Consider the following 22,743-nt stretch of genomic DNA (forward strand, 5'->3'; position numbering starts at 1 on the left):
GGCTTACGAAGTGACTAAGGTCCATATCTCAGCCCAGCCGAGGTTTCCCGCTTTGGATGCCCTCAGCGGCAAGGGCGGTGGAATGAGCCTCGGAGTCGAGCTCCCACTTGATAACGACTTCGCTCGCCAAACTTCACCGACGGGGGTGCCCTCAACTTTCGGCATACCGGACTTGAGACACCATAGAAAGCGAGCGGAACTCGCGGACAGATTGGGGTTCAGGGCCTTGTGGCTCCGTGATGTGCCGCTTTGGATTCCAGGATTTGGTGATGCCGGACAGGTCTTTGATGCTTTTACGTATCTCGGGTTCCTGGCTGGCGTGACCGACAACATTCTGCTGGGCACTGCAGCCGTTGTTCTGCCTCTGAGGCACCCACTTCACGTTGCAAAGATGGCGGCCACTGTCGACCAATTGTCTGGGGGGCGGCTGATCCTCGGTGTTGCCTCAGGTGATCGGCCGGGAGAGTATCCGAGTTTCGGGATTGACTTCCAATCCCGCGGTGAGCAGTACCGAACGGCGGTGGCTGCTCTTAGGTCGATCTGGCATGAGAGTGCTGGACTCCACAATGACCGGATTAAGGTACTTCCGGTGCCACAGAACGGGTCAATTCCGCTCGTCGCCGTTGGGCGCGGCCAGCAGAGCACAGAGTGGGCGGCCGAGAATATGGACGGCTATATGACTTACCACCGGCCGGCCCACCTAATGAAGCCTGTAACCGATAAGTGGGCGCACTCTATGCCCCCAGGGCAGCATAAGCCTGCCATCACTACGATGCTGGTCGATCTCCTCGAGGATCCCGACGCTCCGGCAGAGCCAATCAGGTTCGGGGCGCGCCTTGGACGCAATCAACTCCATCGCTATCTAAGCGGCCTTGAAGAAGCAGGCATAGCCCATGTGGCACTAAATTTCCGCCCCAGCTTCCGTCCCGTCGAAGAGGTGCTGGAGGAGATAGCCGAGCATGTGCTACCCGACTTTTGAGGTCATGCTCAGACACACGATCCCGGACGCGCGGACTCCGACGAGTTCCCAACTGGAACTGTCAAAAAAGAGATTTCTGATGACCGCACACGATTACCTCACAACACAGGACGCGGAAAAGCTGATCGCAGCTGCGCACCATGCCGCCAATGAAGTGGACGTGAGCATTAGCATCAGTGTTCTCGACGCCGGCGGAAATTTTCCGGCCTTCAGCCGGGATGACCGCGCAGTCCTCATCTCGAGGGAGACAGGCACCCGCAAGGCCTTTACCGCGCTTCAGATGAATGCGTCAACCGACGAGTTGGTTGAAACCACTAAATCAACCGGCCCGTTCTACACACTTCAAACGGCTCTGGACCGTACATTGCTATTTATCCCCGACGGCATCCCCATCCAACGCGAAGGACACCCCATCCGAGCCCTGGGGGTGGGAGGCGCCTCCCCGGAGCAGGATCACGCCATTGCCATGGCAGCCTTGGCAGTGCTCGACGGATAAGACGCTTGGGTTGGGCGTGTCGGCCTCACGTTCGTAGAAGCCGACACGCCCGCCTATCCATTGCTGTTGGTTCGCGCTCTAGACCGAAGTTCAGACGCCTCGGTCCCTGCAGCCGAGGCCTGACACGTGGTCATCGACGTACGATGCCACGGACGCTGACTCTTTCACCGCTACCGGGAAATAGTTTTCCCATGTGACACATACTGGCCGGGGACGTGGTCAAGGGGATCCGCTATCGTGATGTAAGTTCCTATGGTGTTTTCTTCGACTGCACCCGTATACCCCCCAGCGGCTCTTGGCTCGCTGTTTGTCGACACGTATTGACCACGTAGAGGCGAAACGGAGATGGGCGTTTCGGTGCTGCCCGTTCGGACGTTGCTTGGGGAATCCATTGGCCCTACTTTCAGAGTTTGGATTTTGAAGCGTGACCAAGCGGCAGTGCCACAACAGGCCACACTTGGGCAGGTTCGGCTAGAAGTGGCGATAACGCGGCATTCAGCGCTTTGTTTTCCGCTGTTGCAAGGTGCTGATCCCACAAGGGTCGGCTTTCCCATCGCTCGATCACTACAAATGTGTCCGGACCTTCATGGAGAGCGAGTAGCTCACATCCTGGTTCTTCCTGGATGCCGGGCCAGTACTTACGGCAGATTTCCAGCAGCTGTACACGCTGACCAGGTATGGGAGTCAGAGTGACGACGACAACGATTTCGTTCATGGTTTCCTTTGGTGTGGCTTTTGTGACATGGCCTATTGGGCTGTGCTTCCACGGCGCAGGCGGTCCACGAAGACGGCCAGGAGAATGACGGCGCCCATGATGATCTGCTGGTAGAAAGACTGCACGTTCAGCAGGGTCATTCCGTTGGAGAGGACCGCGATGAAGAGGGCCCCTACCAGTGTTCCCAGCAGGGATCCGCGGCCACCCATGAGCGATGTTCCACCTAAAACTATTGCTGCGATTGCGTTCAGTTCGTAACCCGTTCCTAAGTCCGGGACTGCACTTTCAAGCCGGGCTGAGACGATTACGCCGGCAATTCCCGAGCAAAGTCCTGAGATCACGTAGACCAAAAAGATGATGCGGCGAACCGGGATCCCGCTGAGTCGTGCCGCTTCGGCATTCCCGCCGATTGCATATACTTGGCGGCCGAAAACGGTTCGTTCCAATAGCAACCAGCCAGCGAAATAGACGGCAAGCAACACGAACGCAGCGACGGGTATGCCGAGAAGCTGTCCTTGTCCGATCCATGAGAATGCGACGTTGTCCGGGACCAGGGTTGTTCCGCCTGTTCCGACGTATACGAAGCCGCGCAGGTACGTGAGGGCGGCAAGCGTGACAATGAAGGCCGGCAAGGCAAACCGGGCGATGAATGCGCCATTGATTGCGCCGATGATCCCGCCTGCAAGGAGGGCAAGGGCGACTGCAACGAACCATGGCGCGTCTGTGTTGGCCATGACGATGGCTACCATGGCTGTCACGCCTAGTGCTGATCCCACAGAGAGGTCTATTCCGCTAGTCAGAATCACAAAGGTTCCGCCTGCGGCCAAAATGGCGATTGCCGCCACCTGGCGCACGACCTCAAGGAGGTTGTTAACGCTCCAGAAGTATGGGGCTATAAACGCCATAACGGCTACCAGCACGATCAGGGCCGCGATGATACCCACTAGTCCACTGCTTGCCAATCCGCTTGGGAGCATGCTCTCTTTCGGCTTGGACGCTGGAACGGTGGGTGAAGGCGGGGCTTGAAGCTGATTATTGGCCATGATGTACATCTCCTGGGGTATGGCTCGTGGAGGTTTCAGGGATTCCAAAAGCGTGGTTCATGATCGCCTCTTCGGTCAGGCCCTCGGCGTCGAGTTCTGCGACGAGGCGACCCTCACGCATGACATGGACCCGGCTGCTCAGGCCGATGAGTTCGGGCAGCTCGGAAGAGATAACCAGCACCGCCACACCTGCCTGTGCGCACGCATTGATGACCTGGTAAATCTCTGCTTTAGCCCCTACATCGACGCCCCTTGTCGGTTCGTCGAGAATCAAGACCTTAGGTCTGGTTTCAAGCCATTTCGCCAGCAGCACCTTTTGTTGGTTGCCGCCGGACAGTGTCCTAATTTCCTGCTTCAGGGAGGCGGACTTGATGCCGAATTGCTCCTTCGCCTTTGCAGCGACCTTTCTCACCGCCGAAGGCCGCACCCATCCGGCGCGCCGGACGTGCCTAAGGCTGGCCAACACCACGTTGGAGGTGATGGATTGGTCAACAATGAGCCCCTCAGTTTTGCGGCTCTCTGGGACCAACGCAATCCCCGCCCGGATGGCAGCAGCTGGGTGGCTTACGTCGGCGGGCACGCCGTCTACTCTGACCGTGCCGGAGCTGGCCCTGTCAGCACCGAAAATAAGGCGGACGAATTCACTCCGGCCCGATCCGATGAGTCCCCCGATTCCAACTACTTCGCCGGCCCGGACCTTGAGGTCTATGGGCCCGATGTTCTTTCCGTCGGTGAGTTGTTCCACTTCCAGTACGTCGGGCCCAGGGGTGGGTCTGTCCGCGGTGAAAAGTGACTCGATCTTACGGCCAACCATCCTCAGCACGATGGCATCCGGGGATGCCATCGCTTTGGGCAGTGTTTCGACGAGCGAGCCGTCCCTCATGATGCTGACCGTGTCCGCAATAGCATCTATTTCGTCCATGCGATGGGTGATGTAAATGATGCTGGTGCCCGCTGCCCTCAACTCGCCGACGATGCGGAGCAGCCGCTTGGTCTCTGCGGATGACAGAGCTGACGTTGGCTCATCGAGGATCAGGATTTTTGGACGTTGGGCCAATGCACGTGCAATTTCGATCTGTTGGTGGTCGGCGACCGTCAGGTTGCCTGCCTTGGCCGTTACCGGAAAACTTGCGCCAATGTACGCCAGTTGCTCCCGGGCGTTGCTCTTGGTGGCGCCCCTGTCAAGCCCGCCAAACCTGTTTCGATTCTCCTGGCCCATGGCAAGGTTGTCGGCGACCGAGAGATTCGGAGCAATGAGGAGTTCCTGATGCACGATGGTGACCCCGGCGGCTCGTGCGGACTTCACATCGAACGGACCACTCTCGCCGAATATCTCTACGCTCCCGTGGTCGGGTTGGTGTATGCCAGCAAGCAGTTTGGTGAGCGTGGACTTTCCGGCACCGTTTTCACCCGCGAGTATGTGGACTTCACCCGCCCGGAAGTCGAGGTCTACGTCCCTGACGACCGTGTTTCCAGCAAACGACTTTGTGACACCGCGCAGCCGTGCAACGACGGCTTGGTTATGTTCTCCTGCCATGGTCTGCTCAGCCCCAAGGGGTATAAGCCGAGACGTTGCTTGCGTCCACGAGTTCGGTGGGTACCAAGACCAGTGACTTCTCGGGCTGCTTGCCCTTCTTGATCGAAATTCCCAAATCAATGGCCTGTCGCATGAGTGCTGCAGGATCCTGGGCCGCCGTTGCCGTAATCAACCCCTTAGCTGCAATCACATCGGTGGCCGAACTGGCCCCATCCACCGACGTGATGATGACTGAGACGCCCTTCTGTTCTGCGGCCAGTTTGACGCCAACAGCCGTAGGATCGTTGATCGCAAAAAAGCCATTGATGTCCGGATTCGCGGTCAGGATGTCGGTGGCAATCGGCAAGGCTGAATCCCTGCTGTTTTCACCTCGTTGGTCCGCCACGATCTTGATGCCTGGGTACTGTTCGAGGATCCGCTTGCAGCCTGTAACCCGGTCGTCAACAGCTGAGACGGGCGTGCCATTCAAGATCGCCACTTTGCCTTTGCCACCGAGTTGTTCAGCCAACGACTTGCAAGAAATTTCACCCGCCTGGGTGTTGTCCGTTGTGATATTCACGGTGGCATTCTTGGACTGGTTGTCCACGCCGATAACTGGGATCCCTGCACTGATGGCACGCTTAACGGCCGGGCCAACTCCATCGGTGTCCGCAGCGTCAATCACGATGAAGCTGACGCCCGACGTAATGAACTGGTCGATCTGGTTCGACTGGGTCTGTACGTCCTCGTTGGCAACCTGGGAGAGGACTTCAGCCCCGGCTTCCTTGCCATACTTCTCGGCAGTCTTCGTCTCCTGCTGAAAGAATGGATTGGTGGAGTTGGCGACCGTCACGCCGATCTTGAGGGAGCCCGATCCAGAATCGCTGGCGGCTGCGTTGCACCCGCTTAGCGCCAAAGCAGCGGAGGAAGCCAGGAGAGCTGCGACTCCCAGGCGGAAGCGGGAGGATTTGGATGGTTTCATTGGGTTCTCCTAATTTTGGGTGAAAACGGACACACGGCTTCGTGCGTCCCGTTCGGTACTGTTGGGGATGATGACTGATTTGATTTGTTCTGAGTCGTGAAGGTTGTCGAGGGCGTGCTGGAACTGTTCAAGCCCGATTGCGCTGGTGATGATTCCTTCGGTGGAGACTTGTCCGGACTGCAGGGCGAAAAGCGCCCTGTCGATGCAGTGGGCCTGCGCAAACGAACCCTTGATGGTTAGTTCCCGACTGAAGATCTCGTATGGCCGCACCTTGGCCAGAGCCTGTTCCCCGGCAAGCCCGTATACCAAAATCGTGCCGCCGTTGCGTGTCAGACCGACCCCCATTTCCAGGACTGAAATGGATCCTGTCGCTTCAACAACTGCGTCGAATCCCTCCGGGGCGATTCGTCGCAGCTCTGCCTCCGCAACCTGGGGGTTGGAGCGGTCAACCTGAACGGTGTGGGAAGCGCCCTGCCGTTTTGCCAGGTCAAGCTTCGAAGCGGTGGGCGCGGCAACGGTGACTCGCGCAGCTCCGGCCATGCGCAGGAGCTGGGCAAGGATGAGACCGGTGGGACCAGCTCCGAAAATAAGCACATCTGAGGCGGGTTTGAGTGCCAGAATATCCACCCCGTGCATGGCGCATGCCGTGGGTTCGGCGAGCACCGCCACGTCGGGGCTGAGGCCGTTGGTGGGAAAGATTTTGGACGTTTGGGCGACCAGGAACTCGGCGAAGCCACCTGCCCGATCGCAGCCCAGGGAGCCAAAACTGCTGCAGTAGCCGGGTTGGCCGCGCTTGCACGCGGGGCAATCGCCACAGAAAACTGTCGGGTCAACTACTACTTGGGTCCCGATGTCTGGGCCGTGCGTGCCATCACCGTAGCCGACAATCTCGGCAACGATTTCATGTCCTGGAATGAGCGGGAATTTGGCGATGAAGCCACCGTGCAGGAGATGCTCGTCGGTCCCGCAGACTCCAACGCGGATCGGCCGCAACAGCACTTCGCCAGCCGATGGTGATGGTGTCGGCACACGGTCGAGGCGACTCGATGATCCTTGGTCGAAAACGACTGCGCGCATTGTTGAAGGGGGGGCCGTTTCTGGCATGTTCGCTCCTTTGCGAGATTCAATCCAGCTCAATCTCACTTCGAGGGATCATGAACGATGGATGAAAATAACTACCTAAATAGTAGTTCTAGTTGGAAATATTTTCTAGTAGGATTTGAAGGATTCCAGGGTCGCTCGAATGGCCCTCATCGACTAGTCTATCGTGAGACGGATCACTTGTCCGTAATATGATACTAGGTGATGGGTGAGGAGGAAGTGGAACAGTGCCCTTGATTAAGACTCGCCCGGCAACCCTCGTGGCTTCGGGCTTCACGTTCCTGGAGGGCCCGCGCTGGCATGCATCCGGACTGTACGTATCGGACTTCTACTCTGAGACGGTCTTGAGAATTGAAGAGGATGGATCCCACGTACCGGTGTGTTCTGTCCCGGGACGTCCCTCCGGGCTCGGCTTTCTGGCAGACGGGTCGATGTTGATCGTCTCAATGCTGGGCAGAACAATAATGCGGTGGGACGGGACGCGTCTGACAACGCATGCAGAGTTCGGGCATCTTATTGACGGATATGCCAACGACATGCTTGTGACTCCTGAAGGCTGGGCCTTCGTCGGAAATTTCGGTAACACGGATGCCGACCCGGGGTCCCTGCGGACGACCGGGCTGGTACGGGTATCACCGTCTGGAGGGGCAGACATCGTCGCCAGGCCACTCGTCTTCCCAAATGGAATTGTCTTCAGCTCAAACCACGACCAGATCATCGTCGCCGAGACATTTGCGGGCCGGTTAACGGCCTTCGACTACACGGTGGATGCTCGGGGCGGGCCCGTCCTCGGTGGCCGCCGGGTATTGAAGCAGTTCAATGTGGCTCCCGAGTACCTGGATATAGAAAGGGCCGCGCGTGAGTTGGATGCACTGCCAGATGGGCTTGCCGTAGACGCGGAAGGCGCCGTCTGGGTTGCTTCGGCCAATTCCCACGCAGCTCTCCGCATAGCACCGGATGGGGAGATCCTTGAAGCAGTCGACGTAGGTGAATTGAGCGCTTACGCGGTCGCGCTGGGCGGACATGACGGCCAAACCCTTTATTTGTGCTGCAGCCCTCCCCTTGGGGTATCCGATCCGAGCACAACCTTTGAATCCGTCCTCATGGCTGCCCGAGTGGATGCTCCGGCTGCATCATTTGAAAGGAAACCATGTCACAGTCAATTCGCGCTCTGAGATTTGCCGATAAAGAGAGGGTGTCCGTCGTCGATGCACAGGTGCCCGACCCGGGGCCCGGAGAGATTCTCCTTGATGTCAAAGCTGCCGGTCTGTGCGGCAGCGATCTGCACTACTTCCACATGACGCATGAGGAAATGCAACACGCAACGCAACCGCGTTCCCCAGAGATGACCCCCGGCCATGAGATTGCCGGCGTTGTTCTATCTGTTGGCCCAGGAGTCAACTATCCGGCAGTAGGCGATCGTGTTGCTGTTCAGCACTACTCAGGCTGCGGCTCTTGCGAAACATGCCGCAAGGGGTGGGATGTGCACTGCGAGCAGGCAAGCGTTTATTCCTTGAATCGGCCGGGGGGGTGCCAGGACAAGCTTGTCGTAACAGCCAAGGACGCCGTAGTGCTACCCGAATCGGTGAGCTTTGCCGCAGGTGCCTTTCTCGCGTGTGGAGCCACGACGGCCTACCAAGCGCTGAAGCGTTCGGAGGTAAGTCCCGGAGGCACCGTGCTCGTCATCGGAGCAGGACCCGTGGGTCTTGCCGTCCTGACTTGGGCGCGCTCCCTTGGTTTGAACGCGATTGCCACAGATCCCAGTCCCGAGCGGCGCAGGTTTGCCAAAGAGATTGGATTCGGCGACGTGTACGACTCCGCCGACTTCGACATTCTTCGATGGCACTCTGACAAGGCCGACGTCGTCATCGAAACCTCCGGTAACATTCACGGCCGGCGAGCTGCTCTCGCAGGGGTGAAGACCTGGGGAACCGTGGTCTTCGTGGGATTGGGTCCGGGATTCGAACTTGACCCCGTGCCAGATCTCATCATGCGCCAGATCACCCTGCGCGGCATGTTCGTGTTCAGTGTTCCACTGATGATGGAAGCTGTTCGCGAAGCTGCAATACGTCAGGTACACCTGGACCCGATCATTACGCGCGTCGCAGGTATCGAGGACGGGCCGGCGGCTTTTTCCGACTTCGCCAACGGCAGCGTGGGCAAAACTGTCATCGGTTGGGCCTAAAGTGAGCATTTCGCAGAATACCGATGGGCAGACCTTCCAGCTGGACAGCGACTTGCTATCCGTGACCATCAATCCTGAACGTGGAGCCGATATCCTTTCGATGCGTTGGCGTCCTACGGATACGGAGATCCTTTGGCGCAACCGACGGTCTGAAGGAATACCTCCAAAGCGCGGTGGCTATGACGCTGATGCCAGCTCATACTTTGACCGGTATCCAGGTGGGATCCAGGAGTTGTTCCCGAATGCTGGCCCGGCGTCTGAATTCAGAGGGGCAGTGCTCCCGTTTCATGGCGAAGCCTTGAGGCGTCCATGGGCCACAGTGGTGGACGGTCAGACGTTGAAGTGCAGCACTGTCCTCACGCGATACCCATTTGCCATGCAGAAGACGTTCAAAGTCGATGGCGGGGTGCTCCAGATCGCGGCCAGTGTCACGAATCTGGCGGAGCAGGACCTGCCGGTCCACTGGGGATTTCACCCTGCTTTCAATACACAGACGGTCGCCAGAGCTGCGACTGTCTACGGTCCCTTCGAGTCACTGCGGAGTCATCCCGAACAGTTCGCCCCGTCGCAGCAGCACGCCGCGGGTGCGGCAGTCGATGCGTTCGCTGCTGCCGGGGTCGGCAGACTTGACTTAGCTCCCCCTGGTTCGCACAGCGCCGATCTGCTGTACGCAAAAGTAAGCGCCGGATGGTTTGGTCTCAAATCCGCCGATTCGGATCTTCTGGTTACCATGACGTGGCCGAAGGAGGTCTTTCCAGAACTGTGGATTTGGGAGGAATCGTATGCGCCTGGCGGCTATCCATGGTGGGGTTCGGAACACATCGTAGCAGTGGAACCGCATACAACCTCCCCTTTTGCACCCCTGAATGCTGAGCCTGATCCATTCCGAGTCGCTGGCGGCGAGACGGTGCATGTTGATCTCACACTTGCCGTGCAACGTGTCCGATCCAACCAAGTCCCTTTGGGCGTGGATGCATCAGGTCAAGCACAACTAGGAGATGTTTAGTCTATGAACCGGTTCAAGGAAAAAGTCGCTATCGTTACCGGCGGCGGGGCAGGCATAGGTCAGGCCACAGCGCTGCGGCTGGCTTCGGAGGGCGCTGAAGTGGCAGTTTTCGACATCTCGCCCGACCGGGCAGACGAAACAGCTGGCATAATCAGGCAGGCTGGCGGCCTTGCCGTGGCCTACCGGGTAGATGTCAGTGACGAAGAATCTGTAAGTGCCGCCGTGCAGGAAGTCGTCAATCTGCAGGGAGTGCCTTTCTCGCTGGTGAACGCCGCCGGCATCCTCGAAATCATGCCGGCGTTGGAGATGTCGGCTAACCACTTCGATCGTGTCATCGGGGTCAACCTACGCGGTGTCTTCATGATGTCGACAGCGGTTGCCCGACACGTTGTTGCCAGTGGGCTCGCTGCGCGCATAGTCAATGTTTCTTCAATCCATGCTGCAATCTCCCTCCGCGACGCCGCCAGTTACGCAGCTTCCAAGGGCGGAATCGAAGCTCTGACGTTCACTCTCGCCGCCGACTGGGCGCAATATGGGATAACCGTGAATGCGGTGAGGCCAGGCGCGACGTGGTCCGCACTTACGACTCCGATGTACACGACGGAGGTCCTGGCTGCATTAGGCAAACGCATCCCGCTTGGCGATGTCGCGCAGTCCAGCCAGATCGCCTCGGCCATTGCCTACCTCGCCTCGGAGGAGGCGTCGTATTCTACCGGGGCCGTTCTTTCCGTCGACGGCGGCTACACAATCAACGGCAATATGCCAGGCGAAGAGTACGCGGTCCGCTGAGCACCCGGTTGGCGGACCGATACGGAGAGGATCAGGGCAGCAGCGTCTGCTGTCCTAATCCTCCCTGTCCGTTTAGGCATCCAGATAAAACGTGCGAGATGATCGCCGGCAAAGGTCAAAACTCGAAGCGCCCGGCGGCGACACCCTGGTTTCCCTCCGATCGGCCAACATTCGCTGGCTGGCCGGCCGGGTGTCATGGCTTGGTTCAGTCAGGGAAGCCGTGTTGACAACTTTGGTTCTAATAGTCGCCGCAACATCTTGTCTATGACGATGTAACAACCACGTCGTCGTGAGTGATGGTACAAGCTGGCCAATGAGTATCCCCATACGCGAGCGACATGCAGGGCTACCTTCTGTGACCGCAAACGGAAGGGTCCGGGCGCGTTGTGGAAACCGTGTCCGGACCCTTCCAAGTTGAGGATCTTATTCGTCCATCGTGGGTATTTTGGCTAAGAGTCTCCCCGGGCTGGGCCCACGAAGATTCTAGAAGATGGCCCGGCGGGTACCGCCGTCAACGGAAACGGCTGCACCGATCGTGGCTGATGCCTGCGGCGAGCTGAGGTAGACCACCAAGTTAGCGACTTCCTCGGTGCTGGCTGCCCGCTGGAGCAAGGACGTAGGCCGGTGTTCCTTGACGAAGTCGTCGGTCTGCTGCCTTGCTGACAACTGCGAGTCACCGCCCATCTTGACCACGAAATCCGACACACCTTCCGAAAACGTGGGTCCCGGCAGTACGGAATTAACCGTGACGCCCGACCCGGCAGTCAGCTCGGCGAGGCCGCGCGAAACACCCAGTTGCATGGTCTTCGTTGCGCCGTAGTGCATCATTTCCGGGGGGATCTGCAGGGCTGACTCACTGGAGATGAATACGACGCGGCCCCAACCGTTGGTCATCATGCCGGGAAGGTACTGGCGCGCCGTTTTGATGCCCGACAACACGTTGACCTCGAAATAGCGGATCCATTCTGCGTCATCTATCTCAAAAAAGGATTTCGGTTCGAAAATGCCGAGGTTGTTGATGAGGATGTCCACGGTGGGGAGGGCTTCGAACAGGCGTGAAGTTCCCTGTTCTGTGGACAGGTCCACTGTGATCGGCTGTAGCTTTCCGGCCAGGCCGAGGTTATTGACGTCTTGGGCAGCCTTTTCCAAACGTTCTGCATCACGGCCGGTGATAGTGACAACGGCGCCAGCTTCAGCCAGGCCCTTGGCAATGGCCAGCCCGATGCCTTGGCTGGATCCGGTGACGAGGGCGGTTTTCCCGTCGAGGTTTATTTTCATGTGGTTGTTCCTTTGTTGGTGGGTGATCCTGGGTATCCGGACTAGTTGGCTCGTCCCCGGAGGAAGCGGGTAGCCGCAACGGCGGCTATAAGGGCTGTCCCCGTAAAGAGGGGTTCGATCCAGAACGGGGCGCCGAGAAGGGCCAAACCGGTTGTGCCCACTTGGAGGGTTATGACGGCTACAACGGTCCCCCAGACGTTGAACAGGCCCGGCGAAAAGGCTGTCGCTCCGAGAAAGACGGCAGCGTAGGCCGGTAGCAGCATGGGAGGTCCAACAGTGGGACTGCCGCTGCCCAGGATGCCGGCTTGGACAACGCCCGCGATACCGGCTAGCGCGCCTGCTCCGGCGAAGGCTCCGATGGTCAGCCGTGGAACGGCAATCCCGGAGAGCCGGGCGGCGTCCCGGGATCCACCGATGGCGTAGAGAAACCGCCCCGCGGGGGTCTGGGAGAGCAGATACCACATGATCAGGCTGACGGCGGCAGCGACGATCACGGGGATGGGGACTCCGACGATATTGCCCTGTCCCAATCCGGTCAGTTCCGCGGGAATGTTCTCGTAAAACACGTTGCCCAGTGTGTAGGCGCCAATCAGGCCGGCGAGAATCGTGGACATGCCGATGGTTACGATGAAGGAATTGATTCCGACCTTGCTGACGAGCAGGCCGTTGATCACTCCAACCCCTGTGCAGGCCAGGATACTGATAATGATCGCTGGCACTGCAGGGAGTCCCTGTTGGGAGGTAAGGCCGGTGGCAAGGATCAAGCCAAGCCCAAGATTCGCGGCGACGGAAAGGTCAAGTTCCCCGACGATGAGCGGAAGCAGCAGCCCGACTGCAACAATCGTGAGCACGGACTGAAGATTCAGGACTGTCTTTAGATTGTCCACGGTTGCAAATGTCTCTGGTCGGGCAGCTGAGAAGATGCCGATGAGGAGAACGAGTAACAAGGGCAATGCGATCCGGGAGAAGAACACCGGCAAGGATTCCTTGGACCGGTTGTAGAGAGGGCGACGTCCTCCGGCCGGTTGGTTCTTTTGTGTGTTTGGCCGTGAGGGGCCCAGGGTAGAAGTCATGATGATGTTTCCTTGATGGGTTCTTCGTCGAAGTACATGGCACGGGTTACCGTGCTTGCCGCCAGTCCTGGAGTTGGTTCATCAGCTACGATTCTGCCGCGGCGGAGTATGAGGACGCGATGGCTGAGACTGATCATCTGGTCAAGTTCGGAGGAAATGAGGATGACTGCCGCGCCCTGGCTCGCTGCTTGACTGATGAGGCTGAAGATTTCAGCGCGGGCACCGATGTCAACGCCCTGGACTGGTTCATCGAAGATGACGACGTCGGGTTTGGTCTCCAGCCATTTGGCGATAACCACTTTTTGTTGGTTTCCGCCTGAGAGAACACGAAACGGTCGGGCTGATTCTGCAGGTCGCACGTCGTAGTCGTGGATCTTTTGTGAAATCCACTTCTCTTCCGCGGTCTTGGCTATCCTGACGCCCTGCCAGAATTTCTTGGTCGACGGTATGGTGAGGTTCTTCCCTACACTCATGTCCAGTACTCCGCCTTCTCGTCGGCGGTCTTCGGGAATCAGCGCAATCTTGTGATCGACGGCGTCGCGCGGGGTCTTGAAACAGGTTTTCCTGCCTCGCACGAAGATAGTTCCTGCTGATGGCTTTTGGGCACCGAAGAGAATTCGCGCGAGTTCGCTCCTGCCGGATCCGAGCATGCCCGCAATGCCGATGATTTCTCCTGCCCGGATGTTGAAAGACACATCACGCAGTCGCGTGCCGGAAATCCCTTGGACTGCCATGAGCTCGCGTTCGGCCGTGATGTGGGGTTTGGGAATGTCCGAAGTGGCCGCGACCTCTTTCCCTACAATCAGGTGGACAAGTCGGTCCCGGTCTGTTTCACGGATGTCGACTGTGTCTACGTTGCGCCCGTCGCGGAGGACAGTGGCGCGGTCCGCAAACGCCGGCAGTTCCTCGAGCTTGTGGGTCACGTAGAGCACGGCGACGCCTCGATCAACGACCTTCCGCACGGCATTGAACAGGAGCACTGCCTCAGCATCGGGCAGTGCCGCTGTTGGTTCGTCCAAGACCAGCACTTTTGCGCCTTCGGAGGCCGTACTGAGTGCCCTGGCGATAGCCACGATAGTCTGATGGGCTATCGGAAGCCGACCCACAGGCGTAGTGGGATCGAGATCCCCGTGGCCTAACTCGGTCAACGTCGCCTTGGTGTTGGCCGTCATCCTCGCCCAGGAGATCTTCGAAAAGAGCCTGGTTCCGTAGCTTCTTGATGCTTCGAAGTTTTCCGTAATGGACAGGTTAGGAATGAGACCCAAATCTTGGTGTACGAAAACCAAGCCGAGGGAAGCAGCCTTTGTTGGTTCATAGGGAAAAGCTACGGGTTCCCCGTCGAGCAGCACCTGTGCGCCTTCATCGGCGTGATGGAAGCCTGCAAGACATTTGATGAGGGTCGATTTTCCGCATCCGTTCTGCCCCAAAAGTGCATGGACTTCGCCGGCTCGGAGGTCGAGGCTCACCTCGTTCAAGGCCCTTTGTCCGGTGAATGTTTTCGAAAGGCCCTGCACCGTAAGGACATTCGTCTGCGGCATGGCCATGCCCACCTAACCGACCTTCCACAGATGCTTGTACAGCGTGGTCGCGTCGAAGTCTCCATCCCAGCCTCCGGACCCAGGGACATTGTCCTTGGTGACAAGCTTGCCGGTGACACCTTGGTCCACAGGCGCCTGTCCGTCAAAGAGCCTGTTCAGGTTATCCACATGTCCGTATCCGGCCCTGCCAAAGGCAAATCCAACCGATGCGGCCTGGAAGCCCCCCTTGCGGATCATTTCGGTGTTGGCCACGTCCGCATCTACGGAGATGCCGAAGGCCTTCTTAGTGTCCGCGAGTCCCGCCTGTTGCAATCCTTGGGAGAAGAACAGCATTGCTGCGTCGAACCCTGCGAACATGACGTTGTAACCAGGGTTGCTGCGGACCAGTTGGGCCACGCGACCAGGTGCAACGGTGCTGATTTCGCCAGCCAGGAACGAGCCCTCCGCGACCTTTTCGCAGCCAGCTCCCGCTGCCTTGCAATCGTCGATGAACTGCTTCAGGCCACTGACCCTGGCTTTGACCGTGTCAAACTCCGGATCGGTGAGAACAATGAACTTGGGAGCTGAGTTGAAGCGCTTGCGGGCTTCGAGGTAGGCAAATTCACCCAGAAGGTACCCAGCTTTGTTATTCTCATCCAGGCTCGGAACCATTGACTCGTAGAGATCATCTTTGTTACCGCACATGTTGCACGTGACAGCGATGCCTGCGTCCCTTGCCGCCTTAATATCCCCTTGAACGGCAGCAGCGTCAATTGACGTGAGTGCAATGGCGTCCGCTTTCTTCGATACAGCCCGCTGGATGGCTGCAGAAATCTTGGTGCTGTCGCTGGCCGGATCATCAATACTGGCCTCCCAGCCCAGCAGATGTGCAGCCTCGATAATTGAGCGCGCTGGCCGGGCGCAACCTTCAACGGCCATGGAGCAAGGGATAACGACGATCTTCTTGCCGTGGACGATTGGGTCGCTGGTTGCCGGCACGGGGTTGGTGGAAGCTGTCTGCGCAGCTGTCGCCGTGGCTACGTCAGCGGCGACTTTGGCCGTGAAGGCCGAAGAAGCTCCGGAGTCTTGGGCTGATGATTGAGTCGTTGCAGCTGGTCCACAACCTGTGATGAGTGCAACAAGGCAGGTGAATACTGCGACGACAGCACCTGCTTGATTGGGGTTTCTCCGTCGAAACATGGTTCTGCCTCTCTAAATGTGCGCCTGCAGACGGTTCGCGAACGGTGGAGTTGCGTGCGTCATGCGGTGCAGTGGCTGCCTTCATTGGCAACATCATCAAAATAGCAGGAAGTTTCAGTCTTTACTATAAGATCGGAAGAAACTTTTTTGATTTCTTTATTCGACGGTTACCGACTTTGCGAGATTCCGCGGCTGGTCGACGTCCATGCCCCTGGCGAGGGCAATATGTGCCGCAAGCAGCTGCAGGGGAACTGTGGTAAGCAACGGCGCTAGCAGTGGGTGCGTTGGAGGCAGTGCTACCACCTCGTCGGCCCAAGTGTTCACAACGCTGTCACCTTCTTCGGCGATACCGATGATGGTGGCGCCGCGGGCCTTTATTTCCTGGATGGTGGACATCGTCTTGGCGTGCAGGATCGGGCTGCCTATAGGTGAAGGCACGATGACCACGACTACCTGGCCGGGTTCGAGCAACGCAATCGGTCCGTGCTTCAGTTCGCCTGCGGCGAATCCCTCAGCGTGGGTGTATGCCAGCTCCTTGAGCTTGAGTGCGCCCTCGAGGGCAACCGGGTATCCGACGTGACGGCCTATAAACAGGACTGCGGGCGCACCGGCCAGAGCGCCTGCCAAATCCTTGATCTGCCGCTCGGATGCCAAGACCTGCTTCACCTTCTCTGGTATCCCCCGCAACTCCTCAACCGCATCGCCTATTTCCGCGCCCACCCCAACATCGCGAAGCTGCGCGAGATATAAGGCGAGTATCAGGACGGCCGTCACCTGAGTAAGAAAGGCTTTGGTTGAGGCTACTGCGACCTCGGGTCCGGCCTGCGTGTAAAAGACCGCGTCGGATTCCCGTGGAATAGTTGCGCCGGGAGTGTTACAGACTGCCAGAACCCTGGCACCCTGCTCGCGGGCATAGCGTACGGCCATGAGAGTATCCATGGTCTCGCCAGATTGAGATATGGCCAAGACCAGGGTGTGCTGGTCGAGCATGGGACTTCGGTAGCGGAATTCGTGCGCGAGGTCGACTTCCACCGGGACCCGGGCCCATCGCTCGATGGCGTACTTGGCTATTTGGCCGCTGTAGGAAGCCGTGCCGCAGGCAATGACGATGACCTTTTTGAGACCCATCAGGAAATCGGCCTCGATGTCCGTGTCCGCGAGAGTAATGCGCCCCTGGGCGTCCACTTTTCCCTGCAGGGTTCGGCGGACGGCATCGGGCTGTTCTTGGATTTCCTTGGCCATGAAGGAGGGGTAGCCGTCCTTGGTGACTGCAGAAGGGTCCCAGTCCACGTGGAATTCCTGCCCCTGGATCTCGGCGCCGCTGAAATCGGTGATGGTCACTTTGTCCGAGGTCAGGCTGACTACCTGGTCCTGACCGAGCTCAATCGCGTACCGGGTGAAGTCGGCGAACGCTGCCACGTCCGAGCCAAGAAAGTTTTCGCCTTCGCCGCGTCCGATCACGAGGGGGGAATTTCGACGCGCCGCAACGATGAGGCCGGGATGGTCGCGGTGCACGGCGAGCAATGTGAATGATCCCTCAAGTTTCGCGCAGGCGACCCGCATCGCTTCGGCAAGTCTGTCGTCGGCGACCTCTGGATCAAGGGTCCGGTACGCGTCCGCCAAGAGGGCGGCGGCAACTTCGGTGTCCGTGTCTGAGGAGAAGGCGTGTCCGGCGGCTTCAAGCTGTCGCTTAAGTAACGCGGAATTCTCGATAATCCCGTTGTGGACCACGGCCAGTCGACCATGGTCAGCCAGGTGCGGGTGGGCATTGCCGTCGGTCGGTGCCCCGTGCGTTGCCCATCGTGTATGTCCTATCCCGACATGCGCCGATGGCAATGGATTGCTGGTCAGTGCATCTTCCAGATTGCCTAGCTTGCCGGCCTTCTTTCGAACATTGATGCCTTCCCGCCCCAAAAGGGCGATACCCGCGGAGTCATACCCGCGGTACTCCAAACGCCTGAGGCCGCCCATGACCACACCAACTGCCCGGTGTTCACCCCAAGCAAGATCCTCTTTGCCAACATAGCCAACGATTCCGCACATAGTGACAGGGTAGTAAAGGAAAAAGTTTTTTCCAACTTGTATTGCTCATTGGAAAATTCTTGCTAATCTAGTCCTGAGACCGCCGCAAGGGAGCGGACACGAACTCTTTAGAAGTCCAGAAAGGCACTGGAACATGCTTGACCGTACACAAAGGGGTGCGACGGAGTCGTCGAGGCTGAGCCGCCGTCGTCGCCGCACGAACGCAGCTGCCGTTGCGTGGGCCCGGACAGGCTTTTCCACAGAGAGGGCCGGTAAGTGAACAGCCCAGCAGTCCAGGAACTCCCCGACGGGCCAGGAGTTGATTACTTGACTCGGGCGACTGATTCGTCGATGCAACTGAGGTTCTGGTGGCTCGGGCAGGCCGGCTTTGCCGTTGAGCACAATGGACGCCGACTGCTCATTGATCCCTATCTTTCGGACACGCTTGCCGTGAAGTACGCAGGCACGGTCTTTCCGCATACACGGCTTCATGCCGTGCCTGTCGGTCCGCGGGAGGTACGGCACGTAATGGCCGTGCTGCACACGCACGCCCACACTGACCACATGGATCCCGAAACTATCCAATCGCTGCAAGTAATGAACCGCCCCTTCTTCTTCGCCCCCAGGGCCCGTACCCGGATCGCCCAAGACCGGCACATCCCGGAAGAACTCCTGATAGCAGTAACCTCCGGAAGCAGCGTTGAACTTGATGGCGGCATCACCGTGACGGCGGTTCCGGCAGCTCACGAAGAGCTTGAATTCGACGCCAATGGCGATTCGGTGTTCCTGGGCTACATCCTGGAGATCGCCGGTGTGCGGATCTATCACTCAGGTGATTGCACTCCGTACGAGGGGCAGGCTGAACTGCTGCGACGTCACGGCGTCGATGTCGCCCTGTTGCCCATCAACGGGCGTGACGAGCACCGGAAGCAGAACGGTGTTCCCGGAAACTTTACGGTGCGCGAAGCGGCAGCCCTCTGCCAAGAGGCGAACATTCCCGTCTTAGTGGGACACCACTTTGGACTTTTCGATTTCAACACCGTTGAGCGCGAGGACGCCGCCAGGGAATTGGGCGGCGTTGCCGGGGACCTGCAATGGACCCTCCCGGAGGTCGGCCACTGCTACCGAATCGACACTCCTAAACCAACCATCAAACTTCAGTAAGGACGCTGACATGGACCTTGAAGACGCCCTCCGGCAATTGCGGATCGTACCCGTCATCGAAATAGCAGACGCCGCGGACGCCGTCCCCTTGGGACAAACGCTGGTGGAAGCCGGGCTGCCAGTGGCCGAAGTGACCTTCAGGACACCGGCCGCGGCTGAGGCCATCGCCCGTATGGTGCGTGAAGTGCCGGGGCTGCTGGTGGGTGCCGGTACGGTCCTTTCCGAAGCCGATGTGGATGCGGCTGTCGAAGCCGGCGCTCACTTCCTGGTGTCACCCGGGCTGAATCCCGGGGTGGTCGGCAGGGCACAGGCGGCAGGGGTGCCGATCATTCCCGGAGTCACCTCACCCACGGAGATTGAAGCCGCCCGGGCACTTGGCCTCCGCCTGCTGAAACTCTTCCCCGCCGAGGCCGTGGGCGGGCTGCCGCTGGTCAAAGCCTTCGCGGCACCCTACCCGGATGTCACGTTCATGCCCACTGGCGGAATCACGGCTACGTCATTGGAATCCTGGCTGCAGGCGCCCAACGTGGTGGCCTGCGGAGGATCCTGGATCGCCACCAAAACGGACATCGCCGGCCAGCGCTGGGATGACATCCACACCAAAGCCAGCCAGGCCGCGCGCCTGGCCTCCCCCTCGGTGGCGTCGCTCTGACGACCACCGACCCCATCAAAACCACCTATACAAGGAGAACAACAATGAGTGAAACCTACGTCCCCCAGAACGGCATTGCACTGGCAGGCAAGGTAGCCATCATCAGCGGCGCCGCCTCGGGCATCGGTGAGGCCGTGGCCCGCATCTTTGCCGCCAACGAAAGCAAGGTCCTGCTCGTGGACATCGACGAGGAGCGTCTGGACAAGGTCACCGCCAGCATCCGTGGCTACGGCCGCGGCGAAGTACACTCCATCCTTGCCGACGTCACCGACGAACAGTCCGTTATCGACCTCTTCGCCTGGGCAAAGACCAACTGGGGCAGCGTAGATCTGCTGGTGAACAGCGCCGGCCGCGACTCCCTCGCCCCGCCCGTCACGGACGTCACCCTGGACGAATGGAACAAGACGCTGAACCCGAACCTGACCGCCGTCTTCCTGATGTGCCGCGAAGCCTTCCGCATCATGGAGAAGCAGGAAAACGGCGGCCGCATCATCAACATGGGCTCCTCGTCCGCCCGCGTCGCCTCCGGCCCCGGCCACAGCCCCTACCGCGCCTCCAAGCACGGCCTCATGGGCTTCAGCAAGAACATCCTGCTTGAAGGCAAGGACAAGAAGATCGGCGTCACCGTCATCAACCCGTCCCACGTCAAGACCCCGATGACCGAAATCATCGACAAGGGCCTCTACGACGGCGATGTCCCCGCCTACATCGACGGGTGGCTGGACAAGAAGGAAATCGAAGAAGGCATTCACGCCAGCTGCATCGAGGTGGACAACGTCGCCGAGATCACCCTCTACGTCGCCACCCGCACGCCGGACGTCACGATTCCGCAGATCGCCCTCTACCCCACCCACAAGGCTCACCGCTACGGCATGGAGGTCTAACCTGCCATGAAAGCTGCCATTCTCAACGGACTCAATGACCTGGAGTACCAGGACATTCCCGAACCCGAACCTGTAGGTGAGAACCCTGTCCTTGTGCGTGTCGGCGCCGTAGGGGTCTGCGGATCCGATGTCCTCCGCTACGGCCACGGCAAGGCGTACCACTATCCGCTGGTCCTCGGCCACGAGTTCTCTGCGATCGTGGAAGAAGCCCCAGCGGACTCCGGGCTCAAGCCCGGGGACCGCGCCGCGGTCTTCCCGCTGCTGCACCAGCACGGGGACCCCATGTCCGAAATCGGCGAACACGCTTTGGGCACGGGATACGACTACTTTGGCTCCCGTCGCCACGGCGCAATGTCCGAGCGCATGTGGGTGCCCGCAAAGAGCATCTTCCGCGTCCCGGACCATACTCCCTTGACCCACGCAGCCATGGTGGAGCCGGCAGGTGTTGCCCTGCACGCCATGCTAAAGCTGGACATTCCCACCCACGCAACGGCCTTGGTCATCGGCGCAGGTCCCATCGGCGCCCTGGCCGCGCAGTGGCTGCGGATCCTCGGATGTTCGAGGGTCCTTGTGGCCGATATTGATGACCGGAAGCTGGAGATCATGTCCGGCCTGGGCTTCGAGACGCTGGATGCCAAGACCGGCAACACGGCCGATCTCGCCCGGACTGCCACCGAAGGTTGGGGACCACAGATTACCGTGGAAGCCACTGGCAACCCCAAGGCGTTGGTACAGGCTATCGACGCAGCATCCGTCCAGGGCCAGGTTGTACTGCTGGGCGACCTCAGCGGCGACCTGCAATTGGCAAAGGCGGAAGTTTCCTCGCTTCTACGCAGGGAACTGCGCCTCTACGGGACCTGGAACGCCAAGGTAACTCCCAAGGGCCACAGCGAATGGGACATGGTCATCGCGCATCTGGGCAAGGACCTGAAAGTGGAAGAACTCATCAGCCACGTACGTCCGCTGAACGAAGCCCCCGGGCTGTTCCGGCAGTTGACGGACCGCTCCATCTGGTACAACAAAGTGCTGTTCGCTGTCTCGGAAGAAGCGCAACGGGAGGTGCTTTCCCGGTGAAGGCTGCAAGGCTCCACTCAGCCGGCACCATCACGGTGGATGAGGTTGACCGTCCGGTGGCCGGACCCGGTGACATTGTCATCAAGGTCCGTGCAGCGTCCATTTGCGGCACGGACCGCCGGATCGCTGCCAACGGCCACTTCAAACTTCCGGAAGGAACTCCCCGGGTCCTTGGCCACGAGTTCGCTGGAGACATTGTCTCCGCGGGTGCCGAGGTCGCTGGTTACGCCGTGGGCGACAGGGTCAGCGTCACGCCCAACGTGGGCTGCGGACGGTGTGCCAGTTGCCTGGTGGGGCTCAACAACATGTGCCCCTCCTACGAAGCCTTCGGCATCACCATGGACGGCGGCTTCCAGGAGTACGTCCTCATTCCGCGCTTCGCCATTGAGCGCGGCAACGTCTTCCATCTTCCTGACACCGTGGAGTATGCCGAAGCAGCCTTGGTGGAGCCTCTGTCCTGCTGTTACAACGCCATCAGCAAACTGGACATAGGCCCCGAAACCACCGTACTGGTCATGGGCGCCGGGCCCATCGGAGCCTGCCATGTGATGTTGTCCAAGCTCTACGGTGCAGCCAAAGTCATTGTGTCCAACAACCGCCAGGCACGGCTCGACTTCGCCAGCTCCGTAGGGGCCGACGTCCTGGTCAACCTCGGCGAACGCGATCTGGCCTCCGTGGTTGCGGAAGAAACATCCGGCAGGGGCGTGGACGTCGCGCTGACGTGCGTGTCCAAGCCGGAAGTCCAGGCCGAAGCGGTGGACCTGCTGGCCATGCACGGGCGGGTCAACTTCTTCGCGGGCCTCGGCAAGGCCCAGCGGGTCCCGGTAGATACCAACCGCGTCCACTACCAGGGCCTAACCTTGACGGGAACAACCGGTTCGAGCAACTCCGACTACGCCGCCTCGCTGAGGCTTGTTGGCCAGGGCCGCTTGAACCTCTCGCCACTGGTCACGGAGACCTTCACACTGGATGACATCGAGAAGGCCATGGACTACGCAGGATCGGGCGAAGGCATGAAAGCCATGATCCTTTTCGACTCGAAGTGAAGCGCGGCCCCGCAGGCAACG

At 59.4% G+C, this 22,743-nt stretch carries 21 protein-coding genes; 11 read left to right on the forward strand and 10 right to left on the reverse strand.

Annotation, left to right across the window (positions count from 1 at the left end):
• The first annotated feature begins 82 nt into the window (after positions 1 to 82).
• Complete coding sequence (locus KSW38_RS00585; protein ID WP_216921448.1) at positions 83 to 979, forward strand: LLM class oxidoreductase; 897 nt, start codon at positions 83 to 85, stop codon at positions 977 to 979.
• A gap of 79 nt (positions 980 to 1,058) precedes the next feature.
• Positions 1,059 to 1,475: a GlcG/HbpS family heme-binding protein gene (locus KSW38_RS00590; protein WP_216921451.1), complete on the forward strand. Its 417-nt coding sequence runs from the start codon at positions 1,059 to 1,061 to the stop codon at positions 1,473 to 1,475.
• Between the two features lie 403 nt (positions 1,476 to 1,878).
• On the opposite strand, the gene KSW38_RS00595 is transcribed toward KSW38_RS00590, so the two are convergent.
• The 5 genes from KSW38_RS00595 to KSW38_RS00615 all read right to left on the reverse strand — a co-directional run bounded on the left by KSW38_RS00595 (position 1,879) and on the right by KSW38_RS00615 (position 6,835).
• Entirely contained in the window at positions 1,879 to 2,190 is a 312-nt protein-coding gene (locus KSW38_RS00595; protein WP_216921454.1) for a putative quinol monooxygenase, read from the reverse strand.
• 32 nt (positions 2,191 to 2,222) lie between these two features.
• Positions 2,223 to 3,134 carry an ABC transporter permease subunit gene (locus KSW38_RS00600; RefSeq protein WP_308169248.1) on the reverse strand — a complete coding sequence of 304 codons (912 nt, stop codon included), beginning with the start codon at positions 3,132 to 3,134 and terminating at the stop codon, positions 2,223 to 2,225.
• Positions 3,135 to 3,222: 88 nt separating this feature from the next.
• Positions 3,223 to 4,770 (reverse strand): sugar ABC transporter ATP-binding protein, encoded by a 1,548-nt coding sequence (locus KSW38_RS00605; protein ID WP_216921459.1) that lies wholly within the window; start codon positions 4,768 to 4,770, stop codon positions 3,223 to 3,225.
• Positions 4,771 to 4,777: 7 nt separating this feature from the next.
• Positions 4,778 to 5,731, reverse strand: a complete 954-nt coding sequence (locus KSW38_RS00610; protein ID WP_216921462.1) for a substrate-binding domain-containing protein — start codon at positions 5,729 to 5,731, stop codon at positions 4,778 to 4,780.
• 9 nt (positions 5,732 to 5,740) lie between these two features.
• A complete protein-coding gene (locus tag KSW38_RS00615; RefSeq protein ID WP_216921465.1) occupies positions 5,741 to 6,835 on the reverse strand; it encodes a zinc-dependent alcohol dehydrogenase family protein in 1,095 nt (364 codons plus the stop codon).
• 230 nt (positions 6,836 to 7,065) lie between these two features.
• Between KSW38_RS00615 and KSW38_RS00620 the strand changes: the two genes are divergently transcribed.
• From KSW38_RS00620 to KSW38_RS00635, 4 genes are all read left to right on the forward strand, one after another.
• Positions 7,066 to 8,007: an SMP-30/gluconolactonase/LRE family protein gene (locus tag KSW38_RS00620; protein WP_216921467.1), complete on the forward strand. Its 942-nt coding sequence runs from the start codon at positions 7,066 to 7,068 to the stop codon at positions 8,005 to 8,007.
• Positions 7,983 to 9,017, forward strand: coding sequence for a zinc-dependent alcohol dehydrogenase family protein (locus KSW38_RS00625; protein ID WP_216921469.1), 1,035 nt, complete (start codon positions 7,983 to 7,985; stop codon positions 9,015 to 9,017). The genes KSW38_RS00620 and KSW38_RS00625 overlap by 25 nt, the downstream gene beginning before the upstream one ends.
• A gap of 376 nt (positions 9,018 to 9,393) precedes the next feature.
• The gene (locus tag KSW38_RS00630; RefSeq protein WP_216921471.1) at positions 9,394 to 10,023 is read left to right on the forward strand and encodes an aldose epimerase family protein; all 630 of its coding nucleotides are present in this window, start codon (positions 9,394 to 9,396) and stop codon (positions 10,021 to 10,023) included.
• A 3-nt stretch (positions 10,024 to 10,026) separates the two neighbouring features.
• On the forward strand, positions 10,027 to 10,812 hold the full coding sequence (locus tag KSW38_RS00635; protein ID WP_216921473.1) for an SDR family NAD(P)-dependent oxidoreductase: 786 nt from the start codon (positions 10,027 to 10,029) through the stop codon (positions 10,810 to 10,812).
• A 483-nt stretch (positions 10,813 to 11,295) separates the two neighbouring features.
• Here the strand turns inward: KSW38_RS00635 and KSW38_RS00640 are convergent, their stop codons facing one another.
• The 5 genes from KSW38_RS00640 to glmS all read right to left on the reverse strand — a co-directional run bounded on the left by KSW38_RS00640 (position 11,296) and on the right by glmS (position 17,923).
• Positions 11,296 to 12,090 carry an SDR family NAD(P)-dependent oxidoreductase gene (locus KSW38_RS00640; RefSeq protein WP_216921476.1) on the reverse strand — a complete coding sequence of 265 codons (795 nt, stop codon included), beginning with the start codon at positions 12,088 to 12,090 and terminating at the stop codon, positions 11,296 to 11,298.
• A gap of 41 nt (positions 12,091 to 12,131) precedes the next feature.
• A complete protein-coding gene (locus KSW38_RS00645) occupies positions 12,132 to 13,163 on the reverse strand; it encodes an ABC transporter permease (protein ID WP_216921477.1) in 1,032 nt (343 codons plus the stop codon).
• Positions 13,160 to 14,701, reverse strand: coding sequence for a sugar ABC transporter ATP-binding protein (locus KSW38_RS00650; RefSeq protein ID WP_216921480.1), 1,542 nt, complete (start codon positions 14,699 to 14,701; stop codon positions 13,160 to 13,162). Before KSW38_RS00650 ends, KSW38_RS00645 begins: the two co-directional genes overlap by 4 nt.
• Positions 14,702 to 14,713: 12 nt before the next feature.
• Positions 14,714 to 15,880 (reverse strand): sugar ABC transporter substrate-binding protein, encoded by a 1,167-nt coding sequence (locus KSW38_RS00655; RefSeq protein WP_216921482.1) that lies wholly within the window; start codon positions 15,878 to 15,880, stop codon positions 14,714 to 14,716.
• Positions 15,881 to 16,036: 156 nt separating this feature from the next.
• The gene (gene glmS, locus KSW38_RS00660) at positions 16,037 to 17,923 is read right to left on the reverse strand and encodes a glutamine--fructose-6-phosphate transaminase (isomerizing) (RefSeq protein ID WP_216921485.1); all 1,887 of its coding nucleotides are present in this window, start codon (positions 17,921 to 17,923) and stop codon (positions 16,037 to 16,039) included.
• A gap of 306 nt (positions 17,924 to 18,229) precedes the next feature.
• Between glmS and KSW38_RS00665 the strand changes: the two genes are divergently transcribed.
• From KSW38_RS00665 to KSW38_RS00685, 5 genes are read left to right on the forward strand one after another with little or no spacing between them, the layout of a single operon-like run.
• Entirely contained in the window at positions 18,230 to 19,066 is an 837-nt protein-coding gene (locus KSW38_RS00665; RefSeq protein ID WP_254185938.1) for an MBL fold metallo-hydrolase, read from the forward strand.
• Between the two features lie 10 nt (positions 19,067 to 19,076).
• Positions 19,077 to 19,718, forward strand: coding sequence for a bifunctional 4-hydroxy-2-oxoglutarate aldolase/2-dehydro-3-deoxy-phosphogluconate aldolase (eda, locus tag KSW38_RS00670; RefSeq protein ID WP_216921487.1), 642 nt, complete (start codon positions 19,077 to 19,079; stop codon positions 19,716 to 19,718).
• 44 nt (positions 19,719 to 19,762) lie between these two features.
• A complete protein-coding gene (locus tag KSW38_RS00675) occupies positions 19,763 to 20,602 on the forward strand; it encodes an SDR family oxidoreductase (protein WP_216921490.1) in 840 nt (279 codons plus the stop codon).
• Between the two features lie 6 nt (positions 20,603 to 20,608).
• Entirely contained in the window at positions 20,609 to 21,676 is a 1,068-nt protein-coding gene (locus tag KSW38_RS00680; RefSeq protein ID WP_216921494.1) for a galactitol-1-phosphate 5-dehydrogenase, read from the forward strand.
• A complete protein-coding gene (locus KSW38_RS00685) occupies positions 21,673 to 22,722 on the forward strand; it encodes a zinc-dependent dehydrogenase (RefSeq protein ID WP_216921497.1) in 1,050 nt (349 codons plus the stop codon). Before KSW38_RS00680 ends, KSW38_RS00685 begins: the two co-directional genes overlap by 4 nt.
• Positions 22,723 to 22,743 lie beyond the last annotated feature (21 nt).

The organism is Paenarthrobacter aromaticivorans, assembly GCF_019038615.1.
Lineage (GTDB): Bacteria > Actinomycetota > Actinomycetes > Actinomycetales > Micrococcaceae > Arthrobacter > Arthrobacter aromaticivorans.